Source organism: Thermoplasmata archaeon (assembly GCA_035622275.1).
GTDB lineage: Archaea > Thermoplasmatota > Thermoplasmata > Lutacidiplasmatales > UBA184 > Lutacidiplasma.
In genome coordinates, this window is record DASPVQ010000004.1 from 1 (window position 1) to 23,401 (window position 23,401).

The 23,401-nt window shown below is 71.0% G+C and carries 19 protein-coding genes and 2 tRNA genes; 9 read left to right on the forward strand and 12 right to left on the reverse strand.

Annotated features, from left to right (window positions below):
- Positions 1 to 335: 335 nt before the first annotated feature.
- The gene (locus tag VEL82_01115) at positions 336 to 782 is read right to left on the reverse strand and encodes a VOC family protein (GenBank protein HXW66476.1); all 447 of its coding nucleotides are present in this window, start codon (positions 780 to 782) and stop codon (positions 336 to 338) included.
- 244 nt (positions 783 to 1,026) lie between these two features.
- On the opposite strand from VEL82_01115, the gene VEL82_01120 reads away from it, so the two are divergent.
- Positions 1,027 to 2,949 (forward strand): adenylate/guanylate cyclase domain-containing protein, encoded by a 1,923-nt coding sequence (locus VEL82_01120; protein HXW66477.1) that lies wholly within the window; start codon positions 1,027 to 1,029, stop codon positions 2,947 to 2,949.
- Positions 2,950 to 2,970: 21 nt separating this feature from the next.
- Here VEL82_01120 and VEL82_01125 read toward each other — a convergent pair.
- A tRNA-Ala gene (locus VEL82_01125) sits at positions 2,971 to 3,044 on the reverse strand.
- A 128-nt stretch (positions 3,045 to 3,172) separates the two neighbouring features.
- On the opposite strand from VEL82_01125, the gene VEL82_01130 reads away from it, so the two are divergent.
- Complete coding sequence (locus tag VEL82_01130) at positions 3,173 to 4,213, forward strand: LLM class flavin-dependent oxidoreductase (protein HXW66478.1); 1,041 nt, start codon at positions 3,173 to 3,175, stop codon at positions 4,211 to 4,213.
- On the opposite strand, the gene VEL82_01135 is transcribed toward VEL82_01130, so the two are convergent.
- A complete protein-coding gene (locus VEL82_01135) occupies positions 4,210 to 6,675 on the reverse strand; it encodes a hypothetical protein (protein HXW66479.1) in 2,466 nt (821 codons plus the stop codon). The two genes, VEL82_01130 and VEL82_01135, sit on opposite strands and share 4 nt — an antisense overlap.
- 136 nt (positions 6,676 to 6,811) lie before the next feature.
- Here VEL82_01135 and VEL82_01140 point away from each other — a divergent pair, with 136 nt between their 5' ends.
- Positions 6,812 to 7,483, forward strand: a complete 672-nt coding sequence (locus tag VEL82_01140; protein HXW66480.1) for an MBL fold metallo-hydrolase — start codon at positions 6,812 to 6,814, stop codon at positions 7,481 to 7,483.
- A gap of 28 nt (positions 7,484 to 7,511) precedes the next feature.
- Here VEL82_01140 and VEL82_01145 read toward each other — a convergent pair.
- Positions 7,512 to 7,586, reverse strand: a tRNA-Pro gene (locus VEL82_01145).
- Between the two features lie 127 nt (positions 7,587 to 7,713).
- Between VEL82_01145 and VEL82_01150 the strand changes: the two genes are divergently transcribed.
- The gene (locus VEL82_01150) at positions 7,714 to 9,048 is read left to right on the forward strand and encodes a hypothetical protein (protein ID HXW66481.1); all 1,335 of its coding nucleotides are present in this window, start codon (positions 7,714 to 7,716) and stop codon (positions 9,046 to 9,048) included.
- Here the strand turns inward: VEL82_01150 and VEL82_01155 are convergent.
- The 6 genes from VEL82_01155 to VEL82_01180 all read right to left on the reverse strand — a co-directional run bounded on the left by VEL82_01155 (position 9,041) and on the right by VEL82_01180 (position 15,010).
- Complete coding sequence (locus tag VEL82_01155; protein ID HXW66482.1) at positions 9,041 to 10,000, reverse strand: zinc ribbon domain-containing protein; 960 nt, start codon at positions 9,998 to 10,000, stop codon at positions 9,041 to 9,043. The two genes, VEL82_01150 and VEL82_01155, sit on opposite strands and share 8 nt — an antisense overlap.
- Before the next feature lie 85 nt (positions 10,001 to 10,085).
- Positions 10,086 to 11,282, reverse strand: a complete 1,197-nt coding sequence (locus VEL82_01160) for a methionine adenosyltransferase (protein HXW66483.1) — start codon at positions 11,280 to 11,282, stop codon at positions 10,086 to 10,088.
- A 42-nt stretch (positions 11,283 to 11,324) separates the two neighbouring features.
- Positions 11,325 to 12,899, reverse strand: a complete 1,575-nt coding sequence (locus VEL82_01165; GenBank protein ID HXW66484.1) for a tRNA uridine(34) 5-carboxymethylaminomethyl modification radical SAM/GNAT enzyme Elp3 — start codon at positions 12,897 to 12,899, stop codon at positions 11,325 to 11,327.
- The gene (fni, locus tag VEL82_01170) at positions 12,884 to 13,933 is read right to left on the reverse strand and encodes a type 2 isopentenyl-diphosphate Delta-isomerase (protein HXW66485.1); all 1,050 of its coding nucleotides are present in this window, start codon (positions 13,931 to 13,933) and stop codon (positions 12,884 to 12,886) included. Before fni ends, VEL82_01165 begins: the two co-directional genes overlap by 16 nt.
- A gap of 25 nt (positions 13,934 to 13,958) precedes the next feature.
- Positions 13,959 to 14,774: an isopentenyl phosphate kinase gene (locus VEL82_01175; GenBank protein HXW66486.1), complete on the reverse strand. Its 816-nt coding sequence runs from the start codon at positions 14,772 to 14,774 to the stop codon at positions 13,959 to 13,961.
- Positions 14,775 to 14,788: 14 nt separating this feature from the next.
- Positions 14,789 to 15,010: a hypothetical protein gene (locus tag VEL82_01180; GenBank protein HXW66487.1), complete on the reverse strand. Its 222-nt coding sequence runs from the start codon at positions 15,008 to 15,010 to the stop codon at positions 14,789 to 14,791.
- 175 nt (positions 15,011 to 15,185) lie between these two features.
- Between VEL82_01180 and VEL82_01185 the strand changes: the two genes are divergently transcribed.
- Positions 15,186 to 16,622, forward strand: a complete 1,437-nt coding sequence (locus VEL82_01185; GenBank protein ID HXW66488.1) for an orc1/cdc6 family replication initiation protein — start codon at positions 15,186 to 15,188, stop codon at positions 16,620 to 16,622.
- On the opposite strand, the gene VEL82_01190 is transcribed toward VEL82_01185, so the two are convergent.
- The gene (locus VEL82_01190; protein HXW66489.1) at positions 16,619 to 16,831 is read right to left on the reverse strand and encodes a hypothetical protein; all 213 of its coding nucleotides are present in this window, start codon (positions 16,829 to 16,831) and stop codon (positions 16,619 to 16,621) included. The genes VEL82_01185 and VEL82_01190 overlap by 4 nt on opposite strands.
- Positions 16,828 to 18,315, reverse strand: a complete 1,488-nt coding sequence (locus VEL82_01195) for an aldehyde dehydrogenase family protein (GenBank protein HXW66490.1) — start codon at positions 18,313 to 18,315, stop codon at positions 16,828 to 16,830. The genes VEL82_01190 and VEL82_01195 overlap by 4 nt, the downstream gene beginning before the upstream one ends.
- A 130-nt stretch (positions 18,316 to 18,445) precedes the next feature.
- On the opposite strand from VEL82_01195, the gene serS reads away from it, so the two are divergent.
- The 4 genes from serS (at position 18,446) to kdpA (ending at position 23,401) form a co-directional block, all read left to right on the forward strand.
- The gene (serS, locus tag VEL82_01200; protein ID HXW66491.1) at positions 18,446 to 19,738 is read left to right on the forward strand and encodes a serine--tRNA ligase; all 1,293 of its coding nucleotides are present in this window, start codon (positions 18,446 to 18,448) and stop codon (positions 19,736 to 19,738) included.
- Between the two features lie 30 nt (positions 19,739 to 19,768).
- Positions 19,769 to 21,484: a DEAD/DEAH box helicase gene (locus VEL82_01205; protein HXW66492.1), complete on the forward strand. Its 1,716-nt coding sequence runs from the start codon at positions 19,769 to 19,771 to the stop codon at positions 21,482 to 21,484.
- An 83-nt stretch (positions 21,485 to 21,567) separates the two neighbouring features.
- A complete protein-coding gene (locus VEL82_01210) occupies positions 21,568 to 21,681 on the forward strand; it encodes a potassium-transporting ATPase subunit F (protein ID HXW66493.1) in 114 nt (37 codons plus the stop codon).
- A 13-nt stretch (positions 21,682 to 21,694) separates the two neighbouring features.
- The gene (kdpA, locus tag VEL82_01215; GenBank protein ID HXW66494.1) at positions 21,695 to 23,401 is read left to right on the forward strand and encodes a potassium-transporting ATPase subunit KdpA; all 1,707 of its coding nucleotides are present in this window, start codon (positions 21,695 to 21,697) and stop codon (positions 23,399 to 23,401) included.

Sequence of the window (23,401 nt, forward strand, 5' to 3'; positions counted from 1 at the left end):
TCGATCCACCCCCGGCGGCGGCTGAGGAAGCAGACGCCGCGGTGCAGCGGCGGGCCGTTCGGTCGGCCCTCGGGTGGGGAAGCGCTCATGGGACTGCGGCCGGCACCGTCGTGGACGTCGGACGCGCATTTGACCGCTCCCCCGGCCGGCCCGGTCGGTCGAGATGGACGGATCGGGTTCCTAGTCGGGTGGGTTGAGGGAATCCCTGCGGGCCGAATCGCGCGTCCCTTCGGTCCCGGCCCGATCCGCCCGCGTTCCGAGATCGACGGTGCGTCGGCCTGCGGTCCACCGTCGCGCTACCGAAAGAACGGGAACTCGGCCGTCCTCGCGGTCGGTCAGTAGTGGTCCGGGATGGGTTCGTCCCAGGATTCCTCGACGTGGTCGTAAAGTTCGAGGAAGTTCCCGTCGGGGTCCTTGATGTACATCACCCGGTGGCCGTTCGGGAGCACCCACATGTCTTCGTCCGAAGGAAGCTCCCGGGTCGCGGGCTCGATCCCGAGTTTCTTGAGGCGCTCTCGTGCCTCGGGGACGCTTCGCACCCGGACCCCGATGTGATCCAGTCCTTCTCCGGGGACGTAGGGGGCAGCGAAGTCGGATCCGGGGGCGTACCAGTTGAGCTCCAGTCGCTGGCCGGAACGAGGGTCCTTGAAGAGGACGTACGCGCCGCCCTCGTAGGCGACCCGCCTCAGCTCGACCAGATCGAGGACCTGGGTGTAGAACTCCACCGAACGCTCGAGGTTCGTGACTCGAATCCCGAAGTAGCTCAGCCAAGAGTCGGCCATGCGCTGGGAACGCCCCCGGGAGATTAACGCGCCCTACGCCCTCCCCCGCCGCGTCCTCCCTCGTCCGCGCGCCCTTCTCGGTCGGAGGGGGAACGGCACCTGGTGAACGAGCCCTCATCCTTCGAGCCACGGCGCCGCGGACGACGATGCGAGCCGAGGTGCCGCCAAGTGCAGAGTCCTCCACGCGGACGCCGGTGGGTACTTCGGGGAGGGAGCTTAATCTAACTAGACCGGTCCCCGTTCCGTGGCCTCGGTCCGTCGCCTCTCTGCGATCATGTTCACCGACATGGTCGGCTCGACCGCCGCGGCCCAGTCCAACGAAGCGAACGCTCTCAAGCTCCGAGACGAGCAGGCCGCCCTCGTGCGCCCCCTCTTCGCCGCTCACCAGGGGCGAGAGATCAAGTCGATGGGCGATGGATTCCTGGCGGAATTCGATAGCGCCCTTCGGGCCGTCCAATGCGCCCTGGACATCCAGCAGCATCTCCATGAGCGGAATTCGCAACCGGGCGTCGCATCCATCCAACTTCGCATCGGCGTCCATCTCGGGGACGTCGAACAGAAAGAAACCGACATCTTTGGAGATGCCGTCAACATCGCCTCCCGCATCGAGCCCTTGGCCACCCCCGGAGGAGTTTGCATCTCGGGGGAGGTCTACAGTCAGGTTCGCAACAAGGTCCCGAACAAGCTCGAGAAGCTGCCCCCGGCCCCGCTGAAGGGCCTGCAGGTTTCGATTGACGTGTACCGAGTGGTCTTGCCCTGGGCTGCGCCGGAGACGGCTCTCGCGAGCGCAGGCTCGACGGGGATCGCGATCCTGCCCTTTTCCAACATCAGCCCGGATCCAAAGGACGAGTACTTTGCGGACGGACTCACCGAGGAGCTCATCACCGTCCTCTCCCAGCTGAGAGACCTCCGGGTCATCTCGCGTACGTCGGTGATGCAGTACAAGTCCACCACGAAGACGGCCGCTCTGATCGGCGTGGAGTTGGGGGTCAAGTCCATCCTCGAGGGGAGCGTGCGAAAGGCCGGGAACCGGATCCGGGTGACCGCGCAGCTCATCGATGCCGCCTCCGACCGTCATCTTTGGGCCAAGACATTCGACCGCCAGCTGGACGACATCTTCGCCGTCCAGACCGAGATCGCCCGGCAGGTCGCGGAGGCGCTGCAGGTCGAACTGCGCGCGACCGACGTGGCCCGTCTGGGAGCCAGGGGGAGCGTCCTACCCGATTCGTACCTCGCCTACCTCAAGGGTCGAACGCGTCTTCACGGACGGTCCGTGACCTCGCTCACCGAGGCGAAGGAACAGTTCGAGCTCGCGATCTCGCTCGATCCCCAGAACGCGGCCGCGTATTCGGGCCTGGCCGACGCCACCCGGCTGCTGGGATGGCGAACGCACGACGTGCCACGAGAAACTTGGGAGGAGACGACTCGACGTTTGGTCGCCCAGGCGATCGAGCTGGACCCGAGCTTGGCCGAGGCCCATACCTCCCTGGGACTGATCCGGTGGGAGGCCTACGACTACACCGGCGCGGAGCAGCAGTACCAGCTCTCCCTCGCGCTCAATCCGAGCTATGCCGCGGCGCATCACTGGTACGCGACCCTCCTGGAGGACGAAGGCCGTCTCGACGAAGCGCTTCGGGAGTGGCAGCTGGCCGAGGGCGCCGACCCCTTGGCGGCCGGTTATGTCAGCGGCCTCGCGAGCCTGCTGATCGGTCTCAAGAGATTCGACGAGGCGTTCGTGAAGATCCAGCGGCTGGGGGTGCTCGAGCCCGATTCCTACCGGTACCACGACGCGGTGCTGCAGTTTCATCGCGGTCGGTCCGAGCTCGCCCAGAGCGTGGCGGAAGGCCTCCGATGCGAGGAACTACAAACCGATCCGGGCTGGAAGCGAATGTGGCATGTGTACAATCTCGCGACGTCCGGGGAGAAGGAGGCGGCGAGGGCGTTGCTGAAGTCCGAAGAGGCGTCATCGGAATTCCCGGGACTCGCATGGATCGTCGGCTGGGCCTACGCGCTGATCGGCGACCTCGACAGCTGTTTCCGTTGTCTGGAGGTCGCGGTCGAGACGCATAACATCGCGCTCCAACCCTTCCGGACCCGCCCGGAACTCGAGATCGTGCGGAGCGATCCCAGATTCCCACCCTTGTTGAAGAAGATGAACCTCGCGTGACCGCCGTCTCACCGGCGGTTATGGACTGGTCGGGATTTGAACCCGAGGCCTCCGGTTTGCAAAACCGGCGATCTTCCGGACTGATCTACCAGCCCACGGCCCGAGAGGGCGGTCGGCCCGTCTTAGCCTTTCGCGCGGGACCGGCGAGCGCCCGGGGAGGACCCGTCCGTCCGGTCCGAGTCCCGCGACAAACGCCTTCTACGTCGCGCGGGTCGCCGCCGCGGTGCGGCTGAGCGCGTTCTCCGTGGTCGACGCGGACCCCGCGGACGGCCCGCCGAACCGTGAGCGCCTCGCCGAAGTCCTCGAGCTGGGAGCCGCCGCGGACCGGGCAGGGCTCGACGCCCTCTGGATCGCGGAGCACCACTTCCAGGCCAGCGGCGTCTGTCCGTCGCCGCCGGTGCTGCTGGCCGCGCTCGCCGTGCGCACGCGGCGGCTCGGCCTCGGCTCGCTCGTCAGCGTGCTGCCGTTCCACAACGCGATCGAGCTCGCCGAGCAGTTCGCGATGGTCGACCGGCTCTCGGGGGGTCGACTGCGGCTCGGGCTCGGCAGTGGCTACATCCCGCGGGAGTTCGAGGGCTTCGGGGTGGATCCGGCGACCAAGCGCGAGCGCTTCGACCGGGAATTCGACATCCTGATCGCTGCCCTCGAAGGTCGCGAGGTCCGCGCCGCCGCGCCGGGAGCGGGAGCGGTCCGGATCAACGTGACTCCGGTGCAGCGACCGCGTCCGCCGGTCTGGATCGCCGTCCAGCGACGCGAGGCGATCCCGTTCGTGGCGCGTCGGGGCGCCTCGCTCGCTCTGATCCCCTACGCCACGCTGGGAGATCTCGAGGAGCTCGCGCAGGAGGTCCGCGAGTTCCGCGCGGCCGTCCCCGCGGGCGCGGCGGCAGGGGTGGCGGCGGCGGTACACGTCTACGCGGGGGCGCACCCGGAGCTCGCCCGGGCGGCGCTCGCGCGCTACCTGGAGAGCCGTCGGCGCTCGCAGAGCCCGTTCTTCGAGGCGAAAGCTCGGCGGGACCCGCACGCGACGAGCGTGCCGGCGCTCGAAGCCGCGGACCTCGCCGTGTTCGGCGCGCCGCAGGAGGTCGCCCGGCGCCTCGCCCACTACGCCGACGCCGGGGTCGACGAGCTCCTCGGCATCTTCGATTTCGGTGGCCTGCCGATCGGGCAGGTGCGCGCCTCGGTCGCGGCGCTCGGACGGGCGTTCGGGGCGCGCGCGGCCCCGCGGACGAAGGGGCCGGGCCGGGGGCGTCACCCGACGGTCTAGGACGAGCCCGCCGGGGGCTGGGGCAGCGGCGGCGGCGACTCCGAGCTCGTCTCGGTCGGGGCGCTCTCCCCGCTCGGCGGGGACTCGCCCGTCGGGGCCGGGCCGCTCCACTCGGCCGCGGGCGGCGTCGACGGCGGCGGCGCCGGCGGGTTCATGCCGGAGTCCGGCGCCATCATCGCGGGCTCGGACCCGCCGCGGCGGCGGAGCACGAGGTAGAGGACGAGCGCGACCACGATGATCAGGACGAGCAGGATCAGCCAGCCGACCGTCAGGCCACTGCCCGCCCCCAGCTCGAGCTGGAGCACGGAGGGGTGGGCGTTGATCGGCAGCGCGAGGATCCCCTCGCAGCCGCCCTGGGGCAGGCAGTTGTCGCTGACCCCCGTGCCGCCGGCCTCGAGGAAGATGAGCATCGTGCCGCTCGCCGCGTTCGACGGGATCGCAAACGACACCGAGCCGCTCGGCCGGGCGTTCTGGAGGTACTGCACCGACGGGAAGCCCTCGGCGAACAGCTCGAACTCGAAGACCTGCGGCAGCGGCGCGCCGCCGATGCCGACCACCTGGTAGGTGAGGGTGACCGTCTGGCCGGGCTGGTAGCTGCCGTCGGCGTAACTCGAGGGAGTGGAGACCCCGAGGATGATCGAGTAGCCGGTCGCGAGGTACAGCTCCGTCGAGCTCGTCGCGACGATCTGGTTGCCGACCGTCGCCCAGGCCTGGACGTCGACGTAGGTCGGCGGGTTCGACGCGGAGATCGGCACGGAGAAGCTGCTCGCGTTCGCGACCGTTCCGCTCGAAATCGCCGCGGTCGCGGTCGGCCAGTAGCCGGTGACCTTGTAGCCGATCGTCGCGCCGGTCCCGCCGCCGAAGAGGGTCGCGCTCACGCTGACGCTGGTGCCGGCCGCGTAGTAGGTCGAGGCCGGGGCGAGCAGGAGGGCGGGGCCGATCGCCCCGAAGGTCGCGTAGCCGATGAATCCGCTGGTCGCGTTCGTGGCGGAGACGTAGACGACCGACGTGGTGCCGACCATCGCGGCGACCACCCCGAACGAGAACGTTCCGCTCACAGCGGTGCTGTCGATCGTCCCCTGGTCCAGGACAGCGGCGCCGGGGCCCTCCACGACCCATTCCTGGGCCGTGATCGGGCCGGTCGCGCTCCCCGAAGAGGAGCTGATCGACCAGCTCGCGGTCGCCGTCGCGCCGACATAGTACTGGGACTGGCTCAGGAGCACGCGGACGAGGCCGGAGGCGGTCGTCCCCGGCACGACGTAGAGCGTGCGGTTCGACCAGGCGGTCCAGGCGGAACCGGTCGCGAAGGCGCCCGGAGCGCTCACGGTGAAGTTGAGGTCGTTGTAGCGGGGGTACTGGATCTCGGTGACGAACGGCGGCGAGGAGGCGAGGAAGGTGAACTCCGCGATGCCGGTGGCGTTCGTCGTGAGCCCGCTCACGCTGCCGGTACCCGGGGTCACGTGGGCCGAGCCGTTCCAGAACGCGACGCCGACGGGGAGCCCGGCGATCGGGGTGAAGAGCCCGTAGTAATCAGAGCCCGCCTCAAGGCACCCGGCGAGCAGCGTCCCGTTCGTGTAGGTGTTCGCGTAGCTGTCGATGCAGGCGGACGGCGAGCTCGACATGCCCGCGAACGGCACGTCGAGCGCGCCGATCTCGACGGCGATCGCGTTGCTCTCGTTCTCGGCGATCTGCCCGCTCACGTTCGTGATCGCGTAGACCTCGAAGTCGATCGTGCGGTCGGGGGTCGCGTTGCCCGGGATCGAGCCGGACCACTCGCCGGAGCCGGTCGCCGCGGGGAGCGGCGCCCGCCCGCCGGCGAAGAAGTTCTGGTAGGACCCGTTGCCCCAGTAGTGACCCGTGATCCAGACGTTGCTCGCGTCGGTGTAGGTCGCGTACTGGTTCGCGTCGAGGTACAGCCAGTAGTACACGCTGACCGGCTGGCCCGGCAGCGTGGAGCTGATGCCGATCGACGTGAGCACCGTGACGTGGTAGGCATGCAGGGTGACCGTCTGGGTCACGTAGCCGGCGTTGACCGCGGAGAAGTTGACGAGCCACCCGCCCCCGTAGCTGAGGGTCGAGGGGAAGGTGTAGGAGACGCCAGCGCTCACGGAGTCGAACTCGAACGTGGTCGCGTTGATCGCGGCCTCGTAATGGAACGCCGGGGTCGGGACGCCGTCCCGGGTAGCGTTGGGGTCGGTGATCGTGACGTTGACGTGGGAGTCAATCGGGTCGTAGATGGTGAAGTACAGCGCGTCGGCGCCCGAGACGCCGATGTTGAAGCTGTCCGTCGAGGTCCCGTAGCCGTTCAGGATGTCGTAGGCGAGCCCGACCGCGGGACTCGCGTCGGCCCGGGGGGCGGCGGCCGGAGGAGCCGGGCCGTGGACCAGGTTCGGGACCACGGCTCCGATCGCGGAGACGGTCAGCAGTACGGCGATGGCCACGGCCCAGCGGGGAGGCGACATACCGAGCGTCAGTTTTGCGAGGAACCAGTATAAGAAGGTCTGCCGGGAGACGCCGGTCCCGAACCGGGCGCCCCGCGGCCGCTTCGGGCCGCTCCGAACGGATTTAGGTGCGGACGCCTAGGCCCCGGGGCCGACCATGACCGAGATCCTCCCCGGAGTGCACCAGGTGGATGGCGTCGACCCGAGCCCGGACTTCTCAACGCACGTGTACCTGGTCAAGGACAAGGGCGCCAGCTGGACGCTGATCGATACCGGCCTACCGGGAGTGCACCCGGCGATCGAGCGCTATCTCGCACAGCACCGGATCGAGCCCACGGCGATCAAGAAGATCCTGATCACCCACCTGCACCGCGACCACGTCGGTTCCCTCCATGCGATGGCCGAGCGCACGCACGCGAAGACCTTCGCGCACTGGATCGAGGCCGCGTACATCGCGAAGGATCCGCCGTACACGGGCCCCGGCACCCCGCCGGCGGAGCCGTTCCGGGTCGACGAGACGTTCAAGGACGGCGACACGATCGACGCGGCCGGAGGGCTCATCGCCTACCACACGCCCGGCCATACCCCCGGGCACAGCTCCTTCTACCAGGCGGAACGCAAGATGCTGTTCAGCGGCGACCTGTACTTCGGTGATGGTCCGCATGCCGTGCTCACGGTACCGGAGTACTCCTTCCACGTCCCGACCGCGTTGATCTCGGCCCGACGCATGGCCCAGCTGTCGGTCGACTCGCTGCTGACCTACCACGGCGGGCCGTTCCTTCAGGGGGCGGGCAAGGAGCTTCGGTCGGTCGCTCAGACCCAGCTGTAGGGGCGTTCACTCGGGCGCGGGACGGCAGTGGGACTGGCCAGATTTGAACTGGCGTCTCGGAGTCCCGAACCCCGAAGGATGGACCAAGCTACCCCACAGTCCCAGGCCGCGGTCGGCGACCCCACCTCGGTATTTGAACCCGCGGTAGCGCGGGCGGCCGAGAGGCCCGCGCGGCGTTCCACGACCCCCCGGTGCCGCTCTTGAGCGGTGGCGGCCGTAGCCCCGGGAGCATGGGCTCCTCCACCGCGCCCCCGCTACCGGGGCTCGCTGCCTTCGACACGCTGTCCTGGAGCATCCCGGGCCTGCGCGACGATCCGACCATGTGCCTGCGCTGCCGCTCGGCCCAGATGCTCTGCGGGAAACCGGTCTGCCCTATCCTGCTCAAGTACCACGCCTTCGAGCAGACTCTGCCCCTCGTCGGGGGCCAGGACCTCGCAGGGACCTCCCCGCCGGGGCTGTTCGTCGGTCGCTACGGCTATCCCCGCGTCTCCTTCGGCCCGCTCCTCTCCCCTCAGCACGGCTCGACCGAGCTCCTGGACAGTCCGGAGGAGTGGGTCGGTCGCTCGGTCTCCGAGGTCGTCTCGTTCCGCACCTCGCTGGTGCGCGGCACGGCCCCGATCCGCGTGACCGACGCGGAGCGGCCGATCCGCCTGCTCGAGGACCTGCAGTTGCTCGGGATCGCAGCGGAGTCGTCGGAGAGCGAGACCCATTTCCGACGGCCGCCCCGGGGCCACCTCGCCCTCTCCGACACCACCCCCCCGTTCGGCCCCAGCGCGCCGATCGAGCGGTTCCGGCTGGACGTGCGGCGGGTGGACCCCCACCTGGACCGTCTCGCCTCGGACACCGACGCGAACGCCCGCATCGCGGTCGGCGAGCTCTACCAGCGCGGGGTTCGGGTCAGCCGCATCCAGCGCGCGTTCAGCGTGGGCGTGCTCGGCCGGCACGGCCGGCGTCGCCTCGTCCCGACCCGCTGGAGCATCACGGCGGTCGACGACCTGATCTCCAAGCGCAACCTCGAACGGGTCCGCGAGCTCCCCGAGCTCTCCGAGATCGAGGTCCACCGCCTCACCGCGCTGGACAACCGCTGGATCATCGCGCTGCTGCCGGGCGCCTATCGCTACGAATCGATCGAGGCCTGGTATCCGGGTACCCTGTGGAACCCGGATCCGTCGCGCATCATCGTCATGGGCGACCACGAGGGCCACGACGGTCGCACCACGTACGCGGCGATCGGGGGCTGCTACTACGCCGCTCGGCTCGCCACGAGCGAGGCCCTGCTCACCAGAGGGCGCCAGGCCGGCGTCGTGGTGCTGCGCGAGGTCCACCCGGGGGAGATCCTGCCGCTCGGCGTCTGGACCGTCCGCGAGTACGTGCGGGCCGCGCTGCGCCGGCCCGCGGAGCGGCTCGGGAGCCTCGCCGAACTGTCGGCCATGATCGCCGCGACGTTCGCGATCCCGCTCGAGCGCTGGCTGCGGGCGAGCGCCGTGCTGCACGAGGCCCGGACCCAGCGCCGCCTGGACGAGTGGACGGCCGAGCGCGCCGCGTCGGCCCCCTCGGTCAGCTGAAACGCTCGCCGCAGCGGCCGCAGAAGGTGTCCGACGGGGCCCGGTCCGCGCCGCAGCGCGGGCAGACGACGGGTTGGCGGGGAAGTCCGCAGCCCCGGCAGAACGTATCGTCGGCACGGGCCGGGTAGCCGCACTGCGGGCAGCGCGAGCTCGCGGCGGCCTGCTCGGCGGCACCCGCCGGGTCCATCGCGCCCCCGTCCGCCCCTCCGCTGGCCGCCGAGGTCGTCGGGCCCCCGGCGACGGTGCCGAGATCCGAGCCGAGCTCGCGGCGGCCCTTGAGCGCGAGCCGGAGGGCGTCGGTGTACTGCTGCCGGTCGAACGCGCTCTGGGCCTGGTCCCGCAGCCCGGCGGCGGCTCCGATCGCGGCCGCGTTCGGCCGCTCGGCGCGGGCGCGCTCGAGCTCGGAGGTGAGCAGGTGCAACTCGAACTGCGACTCGACCCGGTGGTGGGGGAGCCGGGAGACCGGCGACGCGGAGGGCCACGGCGCCGACGCGCCCGCCTCCACCGGGGCGAGGGGCCCCCTGCCGGCGGCCGCCGGCCCGCGCGCCTCGGGATCGCTCGCGCCGGCGACGGCGGCCGGGGCCGGGCCGCTCGGGATCGGGACGCCCTGGCGGGCGTGCACGAGCGCCTCGTGGGCGGACTGGGCGAGCTCGTAGGAACGGGAGAACTGCCGCAGGTCGAACGCCGACTGGGACTGCGCGATCAGCTCGCGCGCCCGCGTCACGTCGGTGCCCTGTCGGGCGAGGATCCCCTCCTCGCGCCGGGCCATCTCCAGGCGGTTGAACGCCCGGTCGGGGAGCAACGGCGACGGGCGGTTCAGGTCGGCGAGCAACTGGGCGCGACGGCGCTTCAAGCGCTGGATGACGAACAGGAGCACGCCCGCGGCGACGATCGCGAGGACGACCGCCACGAACAGGAGCACGTAGAGCTCGTTCACGATCCCGCACGCCACCGCGGGCGCGCCCCGGGCTCGGGCGCGGACCCGTCAGTAACTGGTCCGAAGGTCTATTTAGACGGAGGGGCCGCCCGCGGCCCCGCTAGAAGACGGTCAGCTTTCCGGTCAGCAGGCGGCGCGGGATCGTGTCGATCTGGTCGAACCAGGAGTTCGCGACCGCGTGCGCCTTGGACTCGACGCTCGAGAGCTTGACGCCGTCGGCGGGGAGGATCTGGAGGCTGGCGACCTGCGGCTCGTCGACGGGCTTGCCGATCTGAGAGAGGATGCGGACGTGGACCTCCTTGACGTTGCCGCCGGTCTCGCGGACGATGTCGTTCGCGATCAGGTTCCCGAGCAGGTTGTAGATCTTCCCGACGTGGTTGACGGGGTTCTTGCCGGCCGACGCCTCGAGGCTCATCGGGCGGCACGGGGTGATCAGCCCGTTGGCCCGGTTGCCCCGGCCCACCGAGCCGTCGTCCCCCGCCTCCATCGAGCAGCCGGTGACCGTGAGGTAGAAGCGCCCCAGCTCGGGATCGTCCGCCGTGTTCACGTCGATCGACACCTCGCGTTGCGTGAGCTTGGCCGCGAGGTCCGTCAGCTGCTCGGTGACCTGGTCGCAGACGGAACGGTACTCGCTCGCGTCGGCGACCTCGCGGTCGACGAGCGCCGCGGCCACCGTGAGATGGATGCGCCCGGCCTGGCGGTAGCCCATCACCTTGACGTCCTCGCCGAGGGCGGGGAGCTTCTTCTTCAGCTTCAGCGTGAGGAACCGCTCGCTCTCGAGCACGAGGCGCTCGAGGTCGGAGAGCGGGGCGAAGCCGACGCCGAAGGAGGTGTCGTTCGCGAGGACCGCCTTCTGCTCGAAGACGCCGCGCAGGTCGACCGAGCCCGAGCCGATGCGGCAGTCGAACTCGACGTGGCGGTCGATGTCGACGTGGGCACAGACCGACTGGACGTACTTGCGGGCCGCTTCGATCGCGGTCTCCCGGTACGGGAGCTTCTCGCCGTTGACCTCGGTCGTCGCTCGGCCGACGAGCAGCATGTAGATCGGGCTCGTGACCCGGCCGCCGCCGAACTTGGGCTCGGAGGCGCCGCCCACGACCTGCGTCTCGTCGGTGTTGTGGTGGAGGATGCGCCCGTACTCGTCGAGGTACAGGCGCGAGAGCGCCCGGCTGACCGACTCGGAGACCCCGTCCGCGATCGAGTCCGGGTGGCCGAGCCCCTTGCGCTCGACCATCTCGATCTCCTGGTCCTCGATATGGACGGTCCGTAGCGGCTCTACGGCGATGTTCCGGGGCATCCGATCCACTTCGGACCGCGGAGCCGGGGGTGGGTTTAACGGTTACGAACCGCGCAACGGCGGAGTCGGTGCCCCGGCGGTCCCGAGGGCCTTGCGCTGGAGCGGCCCGGCGCGTTCGAAGCCGTGGCGCGCGTAGTACTCACGCGTGCCGACGGCGCTCGTGACGTATAATCCGGAGAAGCCGCGGTCCCGCGCCTCGGCCTCGGCCGAGGCGAGCAGCGCCCGTCCCAGGCCCCGGTGCTGGTACTCGGTCGCGCGTCCCGGCGCGAGACCGACCGCGACGGGGCTCCCGACGACCTTCAGCTCTCGGACGACCGGCTCGCACAGGCCCCCGTCCGTCACGTCGGAGGGGAAGCGCAGGCGCAGGAATGCCGCGACCGTGTCGGAGGCGGCATGCTCGATCGAGAGGAACACCTCGCGGCCTCCGGCGGCACGGTACTCGGTGCGAAGCGGGCGGAACTCGTCGGGCGGGGGGGCCGCGCGTCGGCCGACCTCGCGGCAGCGCAGGCAGCGGCAATGCTCGCCCGCCTCGGCGAGCCCGGCGAGCGCCCGCTCGCGCAGGTTGCTCGCCCGCACGCCCGCCGCGATCAGCCGAGAGGGGATGTCGCGCTGGATCCGCTGGATCCGGACCCAGGGCGGCAGCACGCGCTTCATCGCGACCAGCAGCCGCGTCGCCGTCGGCTCGTCGTAGGGCGCGTAGCGCCCGCGCTGCCAATCCTCGAACAGCGGCGTGCCGGGGAGGACGAGCGTGGGGTAGATCTTGAGGAAGTCCGGCCGGTACTCCTCCTCGTCCCAGAGCCGGCGGAAGTCGGCGAGGTCGGCGGCGGGGTCCATTCCCGGCAGCCCCAGCATGAGGTGGTAGCCGACCTTGAGGCCCCGGTCTCGCGCCTCCCGCGTCGCGCGGGCGACGTCCCCGGTGCCGTGGGCCCGTCCCACGGCGACCAGCACGTCGTCGTGCAGGCACTCCACGCCTACCTCCACCCGCGTGACGCCCGCGTCCAGGAGGAACGGCAGGACGCGCCCGTCGCACCAGTCCGGGCGGGTCTCGACCGTGAGGCCGACGAGCCGGTGGACCGCGGTCTCGTTCGCCGCGATCGCCGCCGGTAGCGAGGCCGAGCGAGCGCCGTTGAGCCCCTCGTAGATCCCGCGGAGGACCTCCTCCTGGAAGCGGCGCGGTCGGGCCGGGAAGGTGCCGCCCATCACGATCGCCTCGACCTTGGAGGTCGGGTGCCCGATCGCCTCGAGCGCCGCGATGCGGTTCCGGGTGATCGCTTCCGCGTCCCAGTGGAGCTGCGCGCCGCGCAGCGCGGACGGTTCCTCGCCCGTGTAGCTCTGGGGGCTCGAGTTCTCCACCCCGCCGGGGCAGTAGGTGCAGCGCCCGTGCGGGCAGCGCGCCGGCGCGGTCATCACGGCGACCACCGCCACGCCCGAGAGCGTGCGCGCGGGCTTGCGACGGACGACGCCCTCGAAGCGCCGTCGCTGCGGCGCGGGCAGTCCCGCGATCCAGTCCACGTTCGAGGGCAGGGGGCCGCCGCCCGCACGGCGGATCGCGGCGAGCTTCTCGCGATGGACCTCTTCCGAGGTCGGCGGCGTCGGCCCGATCAGCGCCCGAGCCACTGCCGGCTCTCCCCCGTCACCACGTAGGGCGCGCGGCCGAGCTCGGCGATCGTGCGCGAGCCGGTGAGGAACATCGCGACCTTGAGCTCGTGGACAAGGTGCTCGAGCTCCCGCCGGGTCTCCTCGTAGCCGGTGGACGCCGCTCGCAGCACCCCGCCCGCCGTCCCCGCGGCCGTCGCGCCGAGCGCGAGCGCGCGGGCGACGTCGAGCCCGCTGCGCACGCCGCCGCTCGCGACGACCGGCAGTCCGAGGGGGACGAGCTCGAGGACCGCGACCGGCGAAGGGATCCCCCAGTCCCAGAACGTCTTGCCGACCCGGGCCTCGCGCTCGGCGCCCTGCTCGAGCGCGCGGTAGTGCTCGACGGCGGCGAAGCTGGTCCCGCCCGTGCCGCTGACGTCGAACGCCCGCACGCCGTGGTCGCGCAGCGCTTCGGCGACGGCCCGGCTGATCCCGGCGCCGGTCTCCTTGACCAGGACGGGGAACTCGGACGCGAGGGCCCCGATCCGGTCGAGCGAGCCGCGGGCGCGGCGGTCCCCCTCGGGCTGCACCATCTCCTGGAGAAAGTTGAGGTGGATCGCGAGGACGTCCGCGTGGATGAGCTCCATCGCGGCGCGCACCTCGGCCGGCCCGACCACCCGGTCGTGGGGGCCCTGCGGGATGATCTGGGGAGCTCCGATGTTCGCGAACTTGAGCGGCACCGCGTGGCGGGCGACGGTGGCGTAGCTGTCGGGGTACTGGCCCTTCAGGATCGCCGCCCGCTCGCTGCCGACCCCCATCGCCACGCCGACCTCGGCGGCGGCGTGGGCGAGGTGGTCGTTGATCTTGGCGGCGTCCGGGAAGCCCCCGGTCATCCCCGTGATCACGATCGGCGCCCGCAGGCGGTGGCCGAGCAGCTCGACGGAGGTGTCGATGTCGGCGAAATCGATCTCGGGAAGGGCCTTGTGGATCAGCTGGACGTCGTTCCAGTATCGGTAGCGTCCCTCGACGTCGCGTCCGAGAACGATCTTGACGTGCTCGGCCTTGCGGTGGCTCAGGTCGAGGCCGGACGGATCGTCCGTCTCATCCCGACGGCGCCCGCGCCCAGCTCCCGTAGACGTACTCCCCCCTCAGGGCGCGCGAGAGCGCGCCATCCGTCAGTCCGCTAATAAGCGCTGCGTCCGCGCCGGCCGCGGCGATCGCCAGCATCGCCTCGACCTTGCCACGGATCCCGCCGGTGACGTCGGGCCGGTCGGCGGGCGGACGGAGCCCCTCCAGCGTCGCGGAGCTCACCTCGGCGACGATGCGGCGCCGGGGGACCGGCGGACCGTCGTAGACGCCCGGCACGTCGCTCACGAAGATCACGCGTCGGGCCCCGAGGGCCCGAACGAGCTCGAGGGCGATCGTGTCCGCGCTGAGGATCGAACTGGTCCAGGCCTCGTCCGGGACCACGTCGCCGAACGAGACCGGAAGTCGTCCCCGATCGAGCGCGTCCCGCACGGGTCCGGCATCGAGCGAGCGCAGCTGGCCCGCGCGCTGGACGGCGTGGGTGCTCAGGGGGATCGACTCCGGCGACGCGCCGGCCGCGAGGAGGGCCCGCAGGACCGCGAGATGCAAGCGGCGGACTTCGGCGGCCACGATCGCCGCACCCCGGGAACGCTGGGCCGCGGAGGCGCCGTCCTCGGGAGGGCGCGCGAGGCCGAAGCGACGCGCCCCGGGGTGGCCGAACGAGCCGGCGCCGTGGAGGAGCACTACCCGGGACTGCGTCGTGCTCGCCACCTCGTGGGCGAGGCGGGCCAGGAGCTTCGGTCGCAGGCGCTCGACCTCGCGCTTGCGCGTGAGCACCGAGCCCCCGAGCTTGACGATCGTCGGGGCTCGCTCCCGATCCGGAGCGGCCATCCTCGGTCCCGCGCTCACGCGTGGTCGAGTCCGGCCCGCCGATCGAGCAGCATCAGGGTGCAGCCGATCACGAGCGCGATCCCGGGGAAGAAGACCCAGTTGAACGTGAACAGCCACTCGAAGATGAGGAAGATCCCGGCGCCGCCGAGGAGCGCCGCGAGCACCACCCAGGCGACGGAGATCGGGCTCTTCGTCACGTGGCCGTGCCCGCCGTGGGCGGATCCGTAGCTCGCCATCCCCGTACCGGAGTTCCGGCCCCTTCAAATGCGTTCGGTCGCCATCCGGGGCCCGCGCGGGCGCTCGACACGCCGTCGGGCCTCGAACGCGCGCGTTCGAGCCGTGTTCCTTTCGGAAGGTTGATATGGCTCGCCTTCCTCCGAGCGCCGCCCGAGGCCCGGGTAGGCGTCGACGGTGCCACCTGACAGCGAGGACCGGCCGGCGGACACGCCGGATAGGCCCGACCTACGACACGCCAGCCCCGGGGCGGTCACGCCCGTCAGCGACCGTCCCACGAGCGGAGGGAGCGCGCCCGAGCCGCCCTACGGTGGCGCGAGCCCTCCGCCCACAACCCCGAGCTCGACGGCGGAGTTCCTCGACGCGATCCTCCAGACGAAGAGCGAGCTGTTCCGCGAGAACCGCGAGGTGCTGCGGGACTCCTACGTGCCCGCGCGGCTGCCGCACCGCGACGGCGAGATCCGCCAGATCGCCGAGGTCCTCGCCCCGGCCCTGCGCGGCGATGTCCCGTCCAACCTCCTCCTCTACGGCAAGATCGGGACGGGCAAGACCGCGGTCGTGACCCAGGTCCGCCAGGACCTCCAGCGCCGGGCCGAGGCCGGCGCCGCGAAGCTCGCGTTCATCTCGATCAACTGCGGCAACATCGACACCGCCTACAGCCTGCTGCAGAACATCGGCAACACCTTCGCCCGCACCGACGCCGAGCGCATCCCCACGGGCTGGTCGCTCGACCGGGTCCAGAGCGCGATGCGCCGCCTCATGGACTCGAAGGGCGGGACGATCGTCCTGATCCTCGACGAGATCGACCGGCTCGTCGCCCGCAGCGGCGACAACGTCCTCTACACCCTGAGCCAGATCAACACGGAGCTCGAGGACGCGCGGCTCGTGCTGGTCGGGATCTCGAACGACCTCAAGTTCACGAACCACCTCGATGCGCGCGTGCGCAGCCGCCTCAACGAGGAGAAGATCCTCTTCGACCCGTACAAGGCGCCCCAGCTCCAGGACATCCTCCAGGACCGCGCGCGCGTCGCCTTTCGCGACGGGGTCGTCGACCCCGGGGTGATCGAGCTGTGCGCCGCCTACGCGCAGCTCGAGAGCGGCGACGCCCGCCGCGCGCTCGCCCTCCTGCGCCTCGCCGCGGAGATGGCCGAGCGCGACCGGGCGAAGCGGATCACGCGCGACCACGTCGTCAAGGCGAAGAACCGCCTCGAGAAGGACATCATCGTCGAGTGCTGCCGCTCGCTGCCGCCCCACTGCAAGGTCCTGCTCTACGCGATCCTCCAGTCCTACGAGCGTCGCCGGACCGGCGTGCTGACCGGCGAGGTGTACGACAACTACAAGCGGCTCGCCGAGCGCCTCGGGCTCCCGCCGCTGCACGCGCGCTCGATCTCGAACTACGTGAGCGAGCTCGAGTCGCTCGGCCTCATCCGCGCCACGATCGTCTCGCGCGGGCGCGGGGGCCGCACGCGCGAGATCCAGGTCGACGTCCCGATCTCCGAGACGATGCCGGCCCTCGAGGAGGACGCCCTCCTCGCCCCGCTCGGACGCCCGAAGAACCGGGGCCAGACGCTGCTCACGAACTTCGACAACCCCGGGCGGACCGGCCCGTTCTAGGCGCGGGCGCTCGCACCGGCCGCGTCCTGCGTCGCGATCGCCTCGTCGCCGGCGGATCGGCGTCGGGCGCGCTCGCGCCGCAGCTCCCTCAGGTCCCGATCGAGCGCCCGCAGCTCGGCGCCGGTCCGCCGGACGCGGACCCGCACGATACCCTCGACCGCGGCGATCTCCCGGTCGAGGGCCTCGTCCGATCCCCGGAACGGGCTCATCCGCCGGTGCCGTCCTCGATCTGCGCCTTCTGCAGGCGCGAGGAGAAGTCGATGAACACCGTCTTGAGCTCGGTGAACTCCTCGATCGCGACGCTTCCGGCCTCGCGGCCTCCGTTGCCGGTGTTCTTCACGCCCCCGAACGGCAACTGGACCTCCGCGCCGATCGTCGGCGCGTTGACGTAGGTGATCCCGGCCTCGAGGTCGTCCATCGCGCGGAAGGCCCGGTTCACGTCGCGCGTGTAGATCGACGAGGAGAGCCCGTAGTCGACATCGTTGGCGACCCGGACCGCCTCCTCGTAGTCCGCGACGCGGATCACCGAGAGGACCGGGCCGAAGATCTCCTCCTTGGAGATCCGCGTGCCGTGGCGGGTCTCGAAGATCGTGGGCGCGAGGAAGTAGCCGCGGTCGTAGAGGCCCCCCGTCAGCTTCTCGCCGCCGTAGCGCAGCGTCGCCTCCTGCTTACCGAGCGCGATGTAGTCGAGGATCTTGCGCTCCTGGTCGGCGCTCGCCACCGGGCCCATCCCCGTCCGCGGGTCGAGCGGGTCGCCGACCGGGAACGAGCGGAGCCGCTCGATCAGGCGCCCGAGGAACTCGTCGTAGACCGCCCGGTGCACGATCAGGCGGCTGGTCGCCGTGCAGCGCTGGCCCGAGGTGCCGAACGCGCCGAACAGCACGCCGTCCAGCGCGAGGGCGAGGTCCGCGTCCTCCATCAGCAGCACGGGGTTCTTGCCGCCGAGCTCGAGATGGACCATCTTGAGGCCCTGGGCACCGCGAACGTACACCTCCCGGCCGGTCTCGACCCCGCCGGTGAACGAGACCGTGCGCACCCGCGGATCGGCGACCAGCGCGTTCCCGACGGTGCCGCCGGAACCGGTGACGAGGTTGAGCACGCCGGCCGGAACGCCGGCCTCCTCGTAGATCCGGACCACCTCGGCCGCGCAGCGCGCCGTGTTCGATGCCGGCTTGAAGACGACCGAGTTGCCCGAGACGAGCGCGGCCGCGATCTTCCAGTTCGGGATCGCGGTGGGGAAGTTCCACGGTGTGATGCAGGCGACGACCCCCTTCGGCTGCCGAACGGTCAGGCAGAACTTCGAGCGGAGCTCGGAGGGCACCGTCTCCCCGAACAGCCGGCGGCCCTCGCCGGCCATGTACTCGATGAAGTCGATCGACTCCTGCACGTCGCCGAGGCCCTCGGCGATCACCTTGCCCATCTCCTCGGTCACGAGGCGGCCGACGGCGCTCTTGCGCTCCTTGAGACGGCGCGCGGCCTCGAGCAGGAGGTCGCCGCGCTTCGGCGCCGGCGTCTCCTTCCAGGCGGGGAACGCCCGCGAGGCGGCGGCGATGGCGCGATCGACGTCCGCCGCGGTCCCCGCGACGAACGAGCCGACGGGCTCGCGCGTGGCCGGGTTGATCGTCTCGAACCGCTTCGCGCCGGGCGGTGACTCCCAGCGCCCACCGATGAAGAGGCCGAACTCCTCGGTCATGACCGCGATCCTGCTGCCGCGCCGGAGCCGGCGCGAGCGTACTTAGCGTTTCGTGGGACGCGGGAGGCCCCGGCGGGGCTCGGGACCCGCCGGGGACAAAGATTTTCGCCCTCGTCTCCTCCCGAGCGGCGTGATCGACCTCGAGCGGTTGCGACGCGAGCCTGCGGAGGTCGAGGCGAACCTCGCCCGCCGTCGCCAACCCGAGTACCTCCGCCTGCTCGGGGAGGCCCGGGAGAAGGACGCGGCCTGGCGCGCCGCCCGGGCCGAGGCGGACCGGCTGCGACAGCGGCGCAACGAGCTGAGTCGGTCGATCGCCGCGGCGCGCTCCCGCCACGAGGAGTCGAGCCCGCTCGAAGCCGAGGCGAAGCAGGCGCTCGAGCGATTCGACGAGCTCACCCGGCGGGAGGTCGCGCTCCTCCTCGAGCGCGACGAGCGGCTCAAACGTCTGCCGAACCTGCTCGATCCCAGCGTTCCCTACGGCAAGGACGATTCGGACAACGTGGTCGTCTCGACCTGGGGGGACCCGATCCGGGACGCGGGGGCCCGCCGAGCCCACGGGGAGCTCCTCGAAGGCCTCGGCATGGTCGACTTCGATCGGGCCCGCCGCGCGAGCGGGGCCGGCTTCTACTACCTGTCGGGCCCGATCGTGTCGCTCGACCTCGCGCTCCAGCGTTTCGCGCTGGATCTCCTCATCGAGCGGGGCTTCACGCCGGTGATCCCGCCGTTCCTGCTCCGCCGCGGCCCGTACGAGGGGGTGACCGACCTTGCCGACTTCGAGAACGTGATGTACAAGATCGAGGGCGACGATCTCTACCTGATCGCGACGAGCGAGCACCCGCTCGCCGCGCTCCGCCTCGGCGAGATCCTGGACGAGGACTCCCTGCCGATCCGCCTCGCGGGTCTCAGCACGAACTTCCGCCGGGAGATCGGCGGTCACGGTGTCGACCAGAAGGGGATCTTCCGTGTCCATCAGTTCGAGAAGGTCGAGCAGTTCGTGTTCTGCCATCCGGACGATTCGTCGGCGATCCACGAGGAGCTGCGGGCGAACGCGGAGGAGGTCTTCCGGCGGCTGGCGATCCCGTACCGGGTCGTCAACGTCTGCACGGGAGACATCGGCACCGTCGCCGCAAAGAAGTACGACCTCGAGGCCTGGTTCGTGCGCCAGCAGGCGTTCCGCGAGGTGGTGAGCTGCTCGAACTGCAGCGACTATCAGGCGCGACGGCTCGGGATCCGCCTCGGCAAGGCCGGCCGGCCCGGCAAGATCGTCCCCCACACGCACAACTCGACCGCGATCGCGACCTCGCGGGCGATCGCCGCGATCGCCGAGCAGTACCAGCGACCGGACGGGTCGATCGAGATCCCGAAGGTCCTGCGGCCCTACCTGGGCGACAAGACGCTCCTGACGCGGGGCGGACTCGTCTAGGGCGAGGCCGAGGGAGCGAGGCGGAGCGGCGTGGGCGGCCAGCGTCACCTCGAGGAGTTCGGCCTGGAGCCGGCGCCCCCGATCGCCGTCGGGCGGACGCGACCGCCAGCGCTGCCGGGGACCTGGGCGACCGAGCGGGGCCACGTCCGCCACCCGCTCGTGCGCCCGGAGGAGATCCGGGCGCTCCCGTTCCAGATCGATCTCGCCCGCATCGCGCTGGACGAGGACCTCCTGGTCGTCCTGCCGACGGGTCTGGGCAAGACCGTCATCGCGGCGCTCGTCGCGGCCGAGGTGCTGCGGCGGGATCCGGGCAAGGTGCTCGTGCTGGCGCCCACCCGACCTCTCGTCCGCCAGCACGCGGAGTCGTTCGCGCGCTGGCTCGTCCCGATGCGTTCGGCCCGCTTCACCGGCACGGTGGCCCGGCCCCAGCGCGAGGGGACGTGGGAGGACGCCGAGCTCGTCTTCGCGACGCCCGAGGTCGTCCAGAACGACCTCGCCGCCGGTCGCTACGCACTCACCGACGTCGCGCTGGTGGTCTTCGACGAAGCGCACCACGCGGTCGGCAAGTATGCCTACGTGCCGATCGCCGCCCGCTACCGGACCGATCGAGGGGCGGGCGGTCGGGTCCTCGGGTTGACCGCGTCGCCCGGCGGTCGCATCGAGCGCATCGAGGAGGTCGTCGGCGCCCTCGGCGTCGGCCGGGTCGAGGCCCGCACCCGGGACGAGCCGGGCGTTGCGGAGCATGTCCAGCCCGTCGCGATCGACGCCTGCTGGGTCGACCTGCCGCCCGAGGCGGCGCGCATCCAGGCGTCGCTCGCCGAGGCGGCCCGCGCGACCGCCCGCAAGCTGCAGAAGATGGGCTACCTGCGCCGCAAGCCGATCGGGTCGCTCTCGGTCAAGGACCTCCTCGCGCTGCGGGCCGAGATCTTCGCTCGCCCGGGGGCGATGGTCCGTCGCTTCGGTCCCCTGTTCCACCAGCTCGTCCTCCTCCACCTGCACCACGCGCAGGAGCGGCTCGAGACCCAGGGGGTCGAGCCGTTCCTCCAGTATCTTGCTCGCGTCGCCGCGAAGGAGAAACCGGCCCGCGGCGACACCGCCTTCCTCAAGCTCCCCGAGGTCGCCCGCGCCCGGGCGGAGGCCGAGGCGTATCTTTCGGGTACGCGCCAGCCGTCGCACCCGAAGCTCGATGCCCTCGTGGAGCTGGTGCGGTCGACGCTCGCCCGCCCGGCCGGCCACCCGCCGCGCATCCTCGTCTTCGCGCAGTACCGCGACACGATCCAGGGCATTCGGTCCCAGCTCGAGCTCCAGGGATGGACCGTGGGCCGATTCGTCGGGCAGGCGACGCGCGACGCCGACGACCGCGGGATGAGCCAGACGGAGCAGGCCCGCGTCCTCGACGCGTTCCGCGCCGGCCGGTTCCCGATACTGGTGGCGAGCAGTGTCGCAGAAGAGGGGCTCGACGTGCCCGATGTCGACCTCGTCGTCTTCTTCGAGTCGGTGCCGAGCGAGATCCGCGCGATCCAGCGCCGGGGGCGGACCGGTCGCAGCTCGCTCGGTCGCGTCGTGCTGCTCCTCACCCGGGAGACCCGGGACGCACGCTACCAGGTCGCCGAGGTCCGCCGCGAGAAGGCGATGCGACGGATCGTTCGCCGCCTCTCCGCGGAGGCCCGCCGTCGGCGGGAGTCCGGGGCCGGCCCACTCAGCACCTCCCGCTCGGGGCCCGCGCCCGCCGAGTCCGGACTATAAGCCTGCGTGAGACGGCCTAGCCCATACCGCTGCGTCGGCGAGGCTAAATAACCGCCCCCAGGTGAAACGCGCTCAGGGGAGCGATGAGCTGGTTCTCCGCGCTCGCCGACCACAGCGGGCTCGTCGCGCTGACCGTGGTCGCCATCGGTCTGACCGTCTACCTCCTCTACGTCATGATCCATCCCGAGAGGATCTGAGCGTCGGAGGTCCGTGATTGACTTCGAGTCGCTCTGGGACATCATCCTCGTCATCGGCCTCGTCCTAGCGATCGCGCCCTGGTTCGGCGCGTACCTGGGCGGCGTCTACCAGAACCGCCCGCTGTTCGGTGACGTCCTCCTCGCCCCGATCGAGCGCGGTGTCTACCGCCTGCTCGGCACCTCCCCGCGGCGCTCGATGCGGCCGCGCGAGTACCTCGTCGCGCTCCTGCTCGTCAACGGCGCGGTCTTCGCGTTCCTCTATGTCTACTTCTTCTTCCAGGCCCAGCTGCCCCTCGACGCGACCGGCGTCCCGGGGATGAGCTGGGACCTCGCGTTCCACTCGGCGTCGAGCTTCACCACCAACACCGACTTCACCCACTTCACCAACGAGTCGCAGATCAGCCTCGGCGCCTCCGTGATCGCCTGGCAGCTCGCGATGTTCGTGAGCCCGGCGACCGGCCTCGCGGCGGCCGCGGCGATGATCCGCGGCTTCGTTCGCAAGGACGGGACGATCGGCAACTTCTACGTCGACTGCGTGCGGAGCATCACCCGGATCCTGCTGCCGATCGCCTCGGTCGTCGCGATCGTGATGGTCCTGCTCGGAGTCCCCGAGACGTTCACGAACTTCGTGATCGCCCATCCGCTCACCGGCGGCACGCAGACGATCTATCTCGGTCCGGTCGCGTCGTTCCAGTCGATCTCGCTGCTCGGCACGAACGGCGGCGGCTGGTATTCCGCGAACGCCGCCTCCCCGTTCGCCAACCCGTCGGCGGTCTCGAACCTGTTCGAGATCGGCGTCATGATGCTGATCCCCTTCTCGACGCCGTTCGCCTTCTCCCAGATCATCCGGCGCCGCGGCGAGGCGTGGCCGTACCTCGGCACGATCCTGATCGTCTTCGCGATCGCGCTCGGGCTGTTCATCGCCTACCAGGCCGCGACGGACACGGCCCTGTCGACCGTGGTCGGACTCGGCCCGTCGACGAACGGCTTCCCCGTCGGGCAGGAGACGCGCTTCAGCCTGCCCGAGGCCTCGCTCTTCCAGGTCGTGAGCGTCTACTCCAACGTCGGCGCCAACAACATGGCGATCGGCTCGGTCTCACCGGTCGCCCAGATGGTCCTGCTCTTCGGCATGTTCACCCAGAGCACGCCGGGCGGGGAGGGCACGGGCTTCGGTACGCTGCTGCTGTTCGCGGTCCTCGCGATCTTCGTGGGAGGCCTCATGGTCGGCCGGACCCCGGAGTACCTCGGGAAGAAGATCGAGACGAGCCACGTGAAGTGGGCCGCGCTCGCGCTGTTGATCCATCCCGCGATCATCCTCGTGCCGTTCTCGGTGGGGGTGCTCGCCGGCGACCCCGGCATCACGCTGACCTCGTCGACGGCCGCCTCCGCCCACACGTTCACGAGCGTCCTCTACGAGCTCACGAGCGAAGCCGCGAACAACGGGAGCGCGCTCGTGGCGGCCAACTTCAACGACGCGACGCCGTTCTGGAACGTCACCGGCGCCCTCGTCATGCTCGTCGGCCGTTTCGTCCCGATCTGGGCGATGCTCCAGGTCGGCGGCCTGTTCGCGAGCCAGGACGTGCTGCCGCCGGGCCCGGGGACGTTGCGGACGGCGAGTGCGACGTTCACGATCTACCTCACCATGATCCTGATCATCGTCTCGGCGCTCCTCTTCCTCCCGGTGCTCGCCCTCGGGCCGCTCGCCCAGATCGTGGGGTAG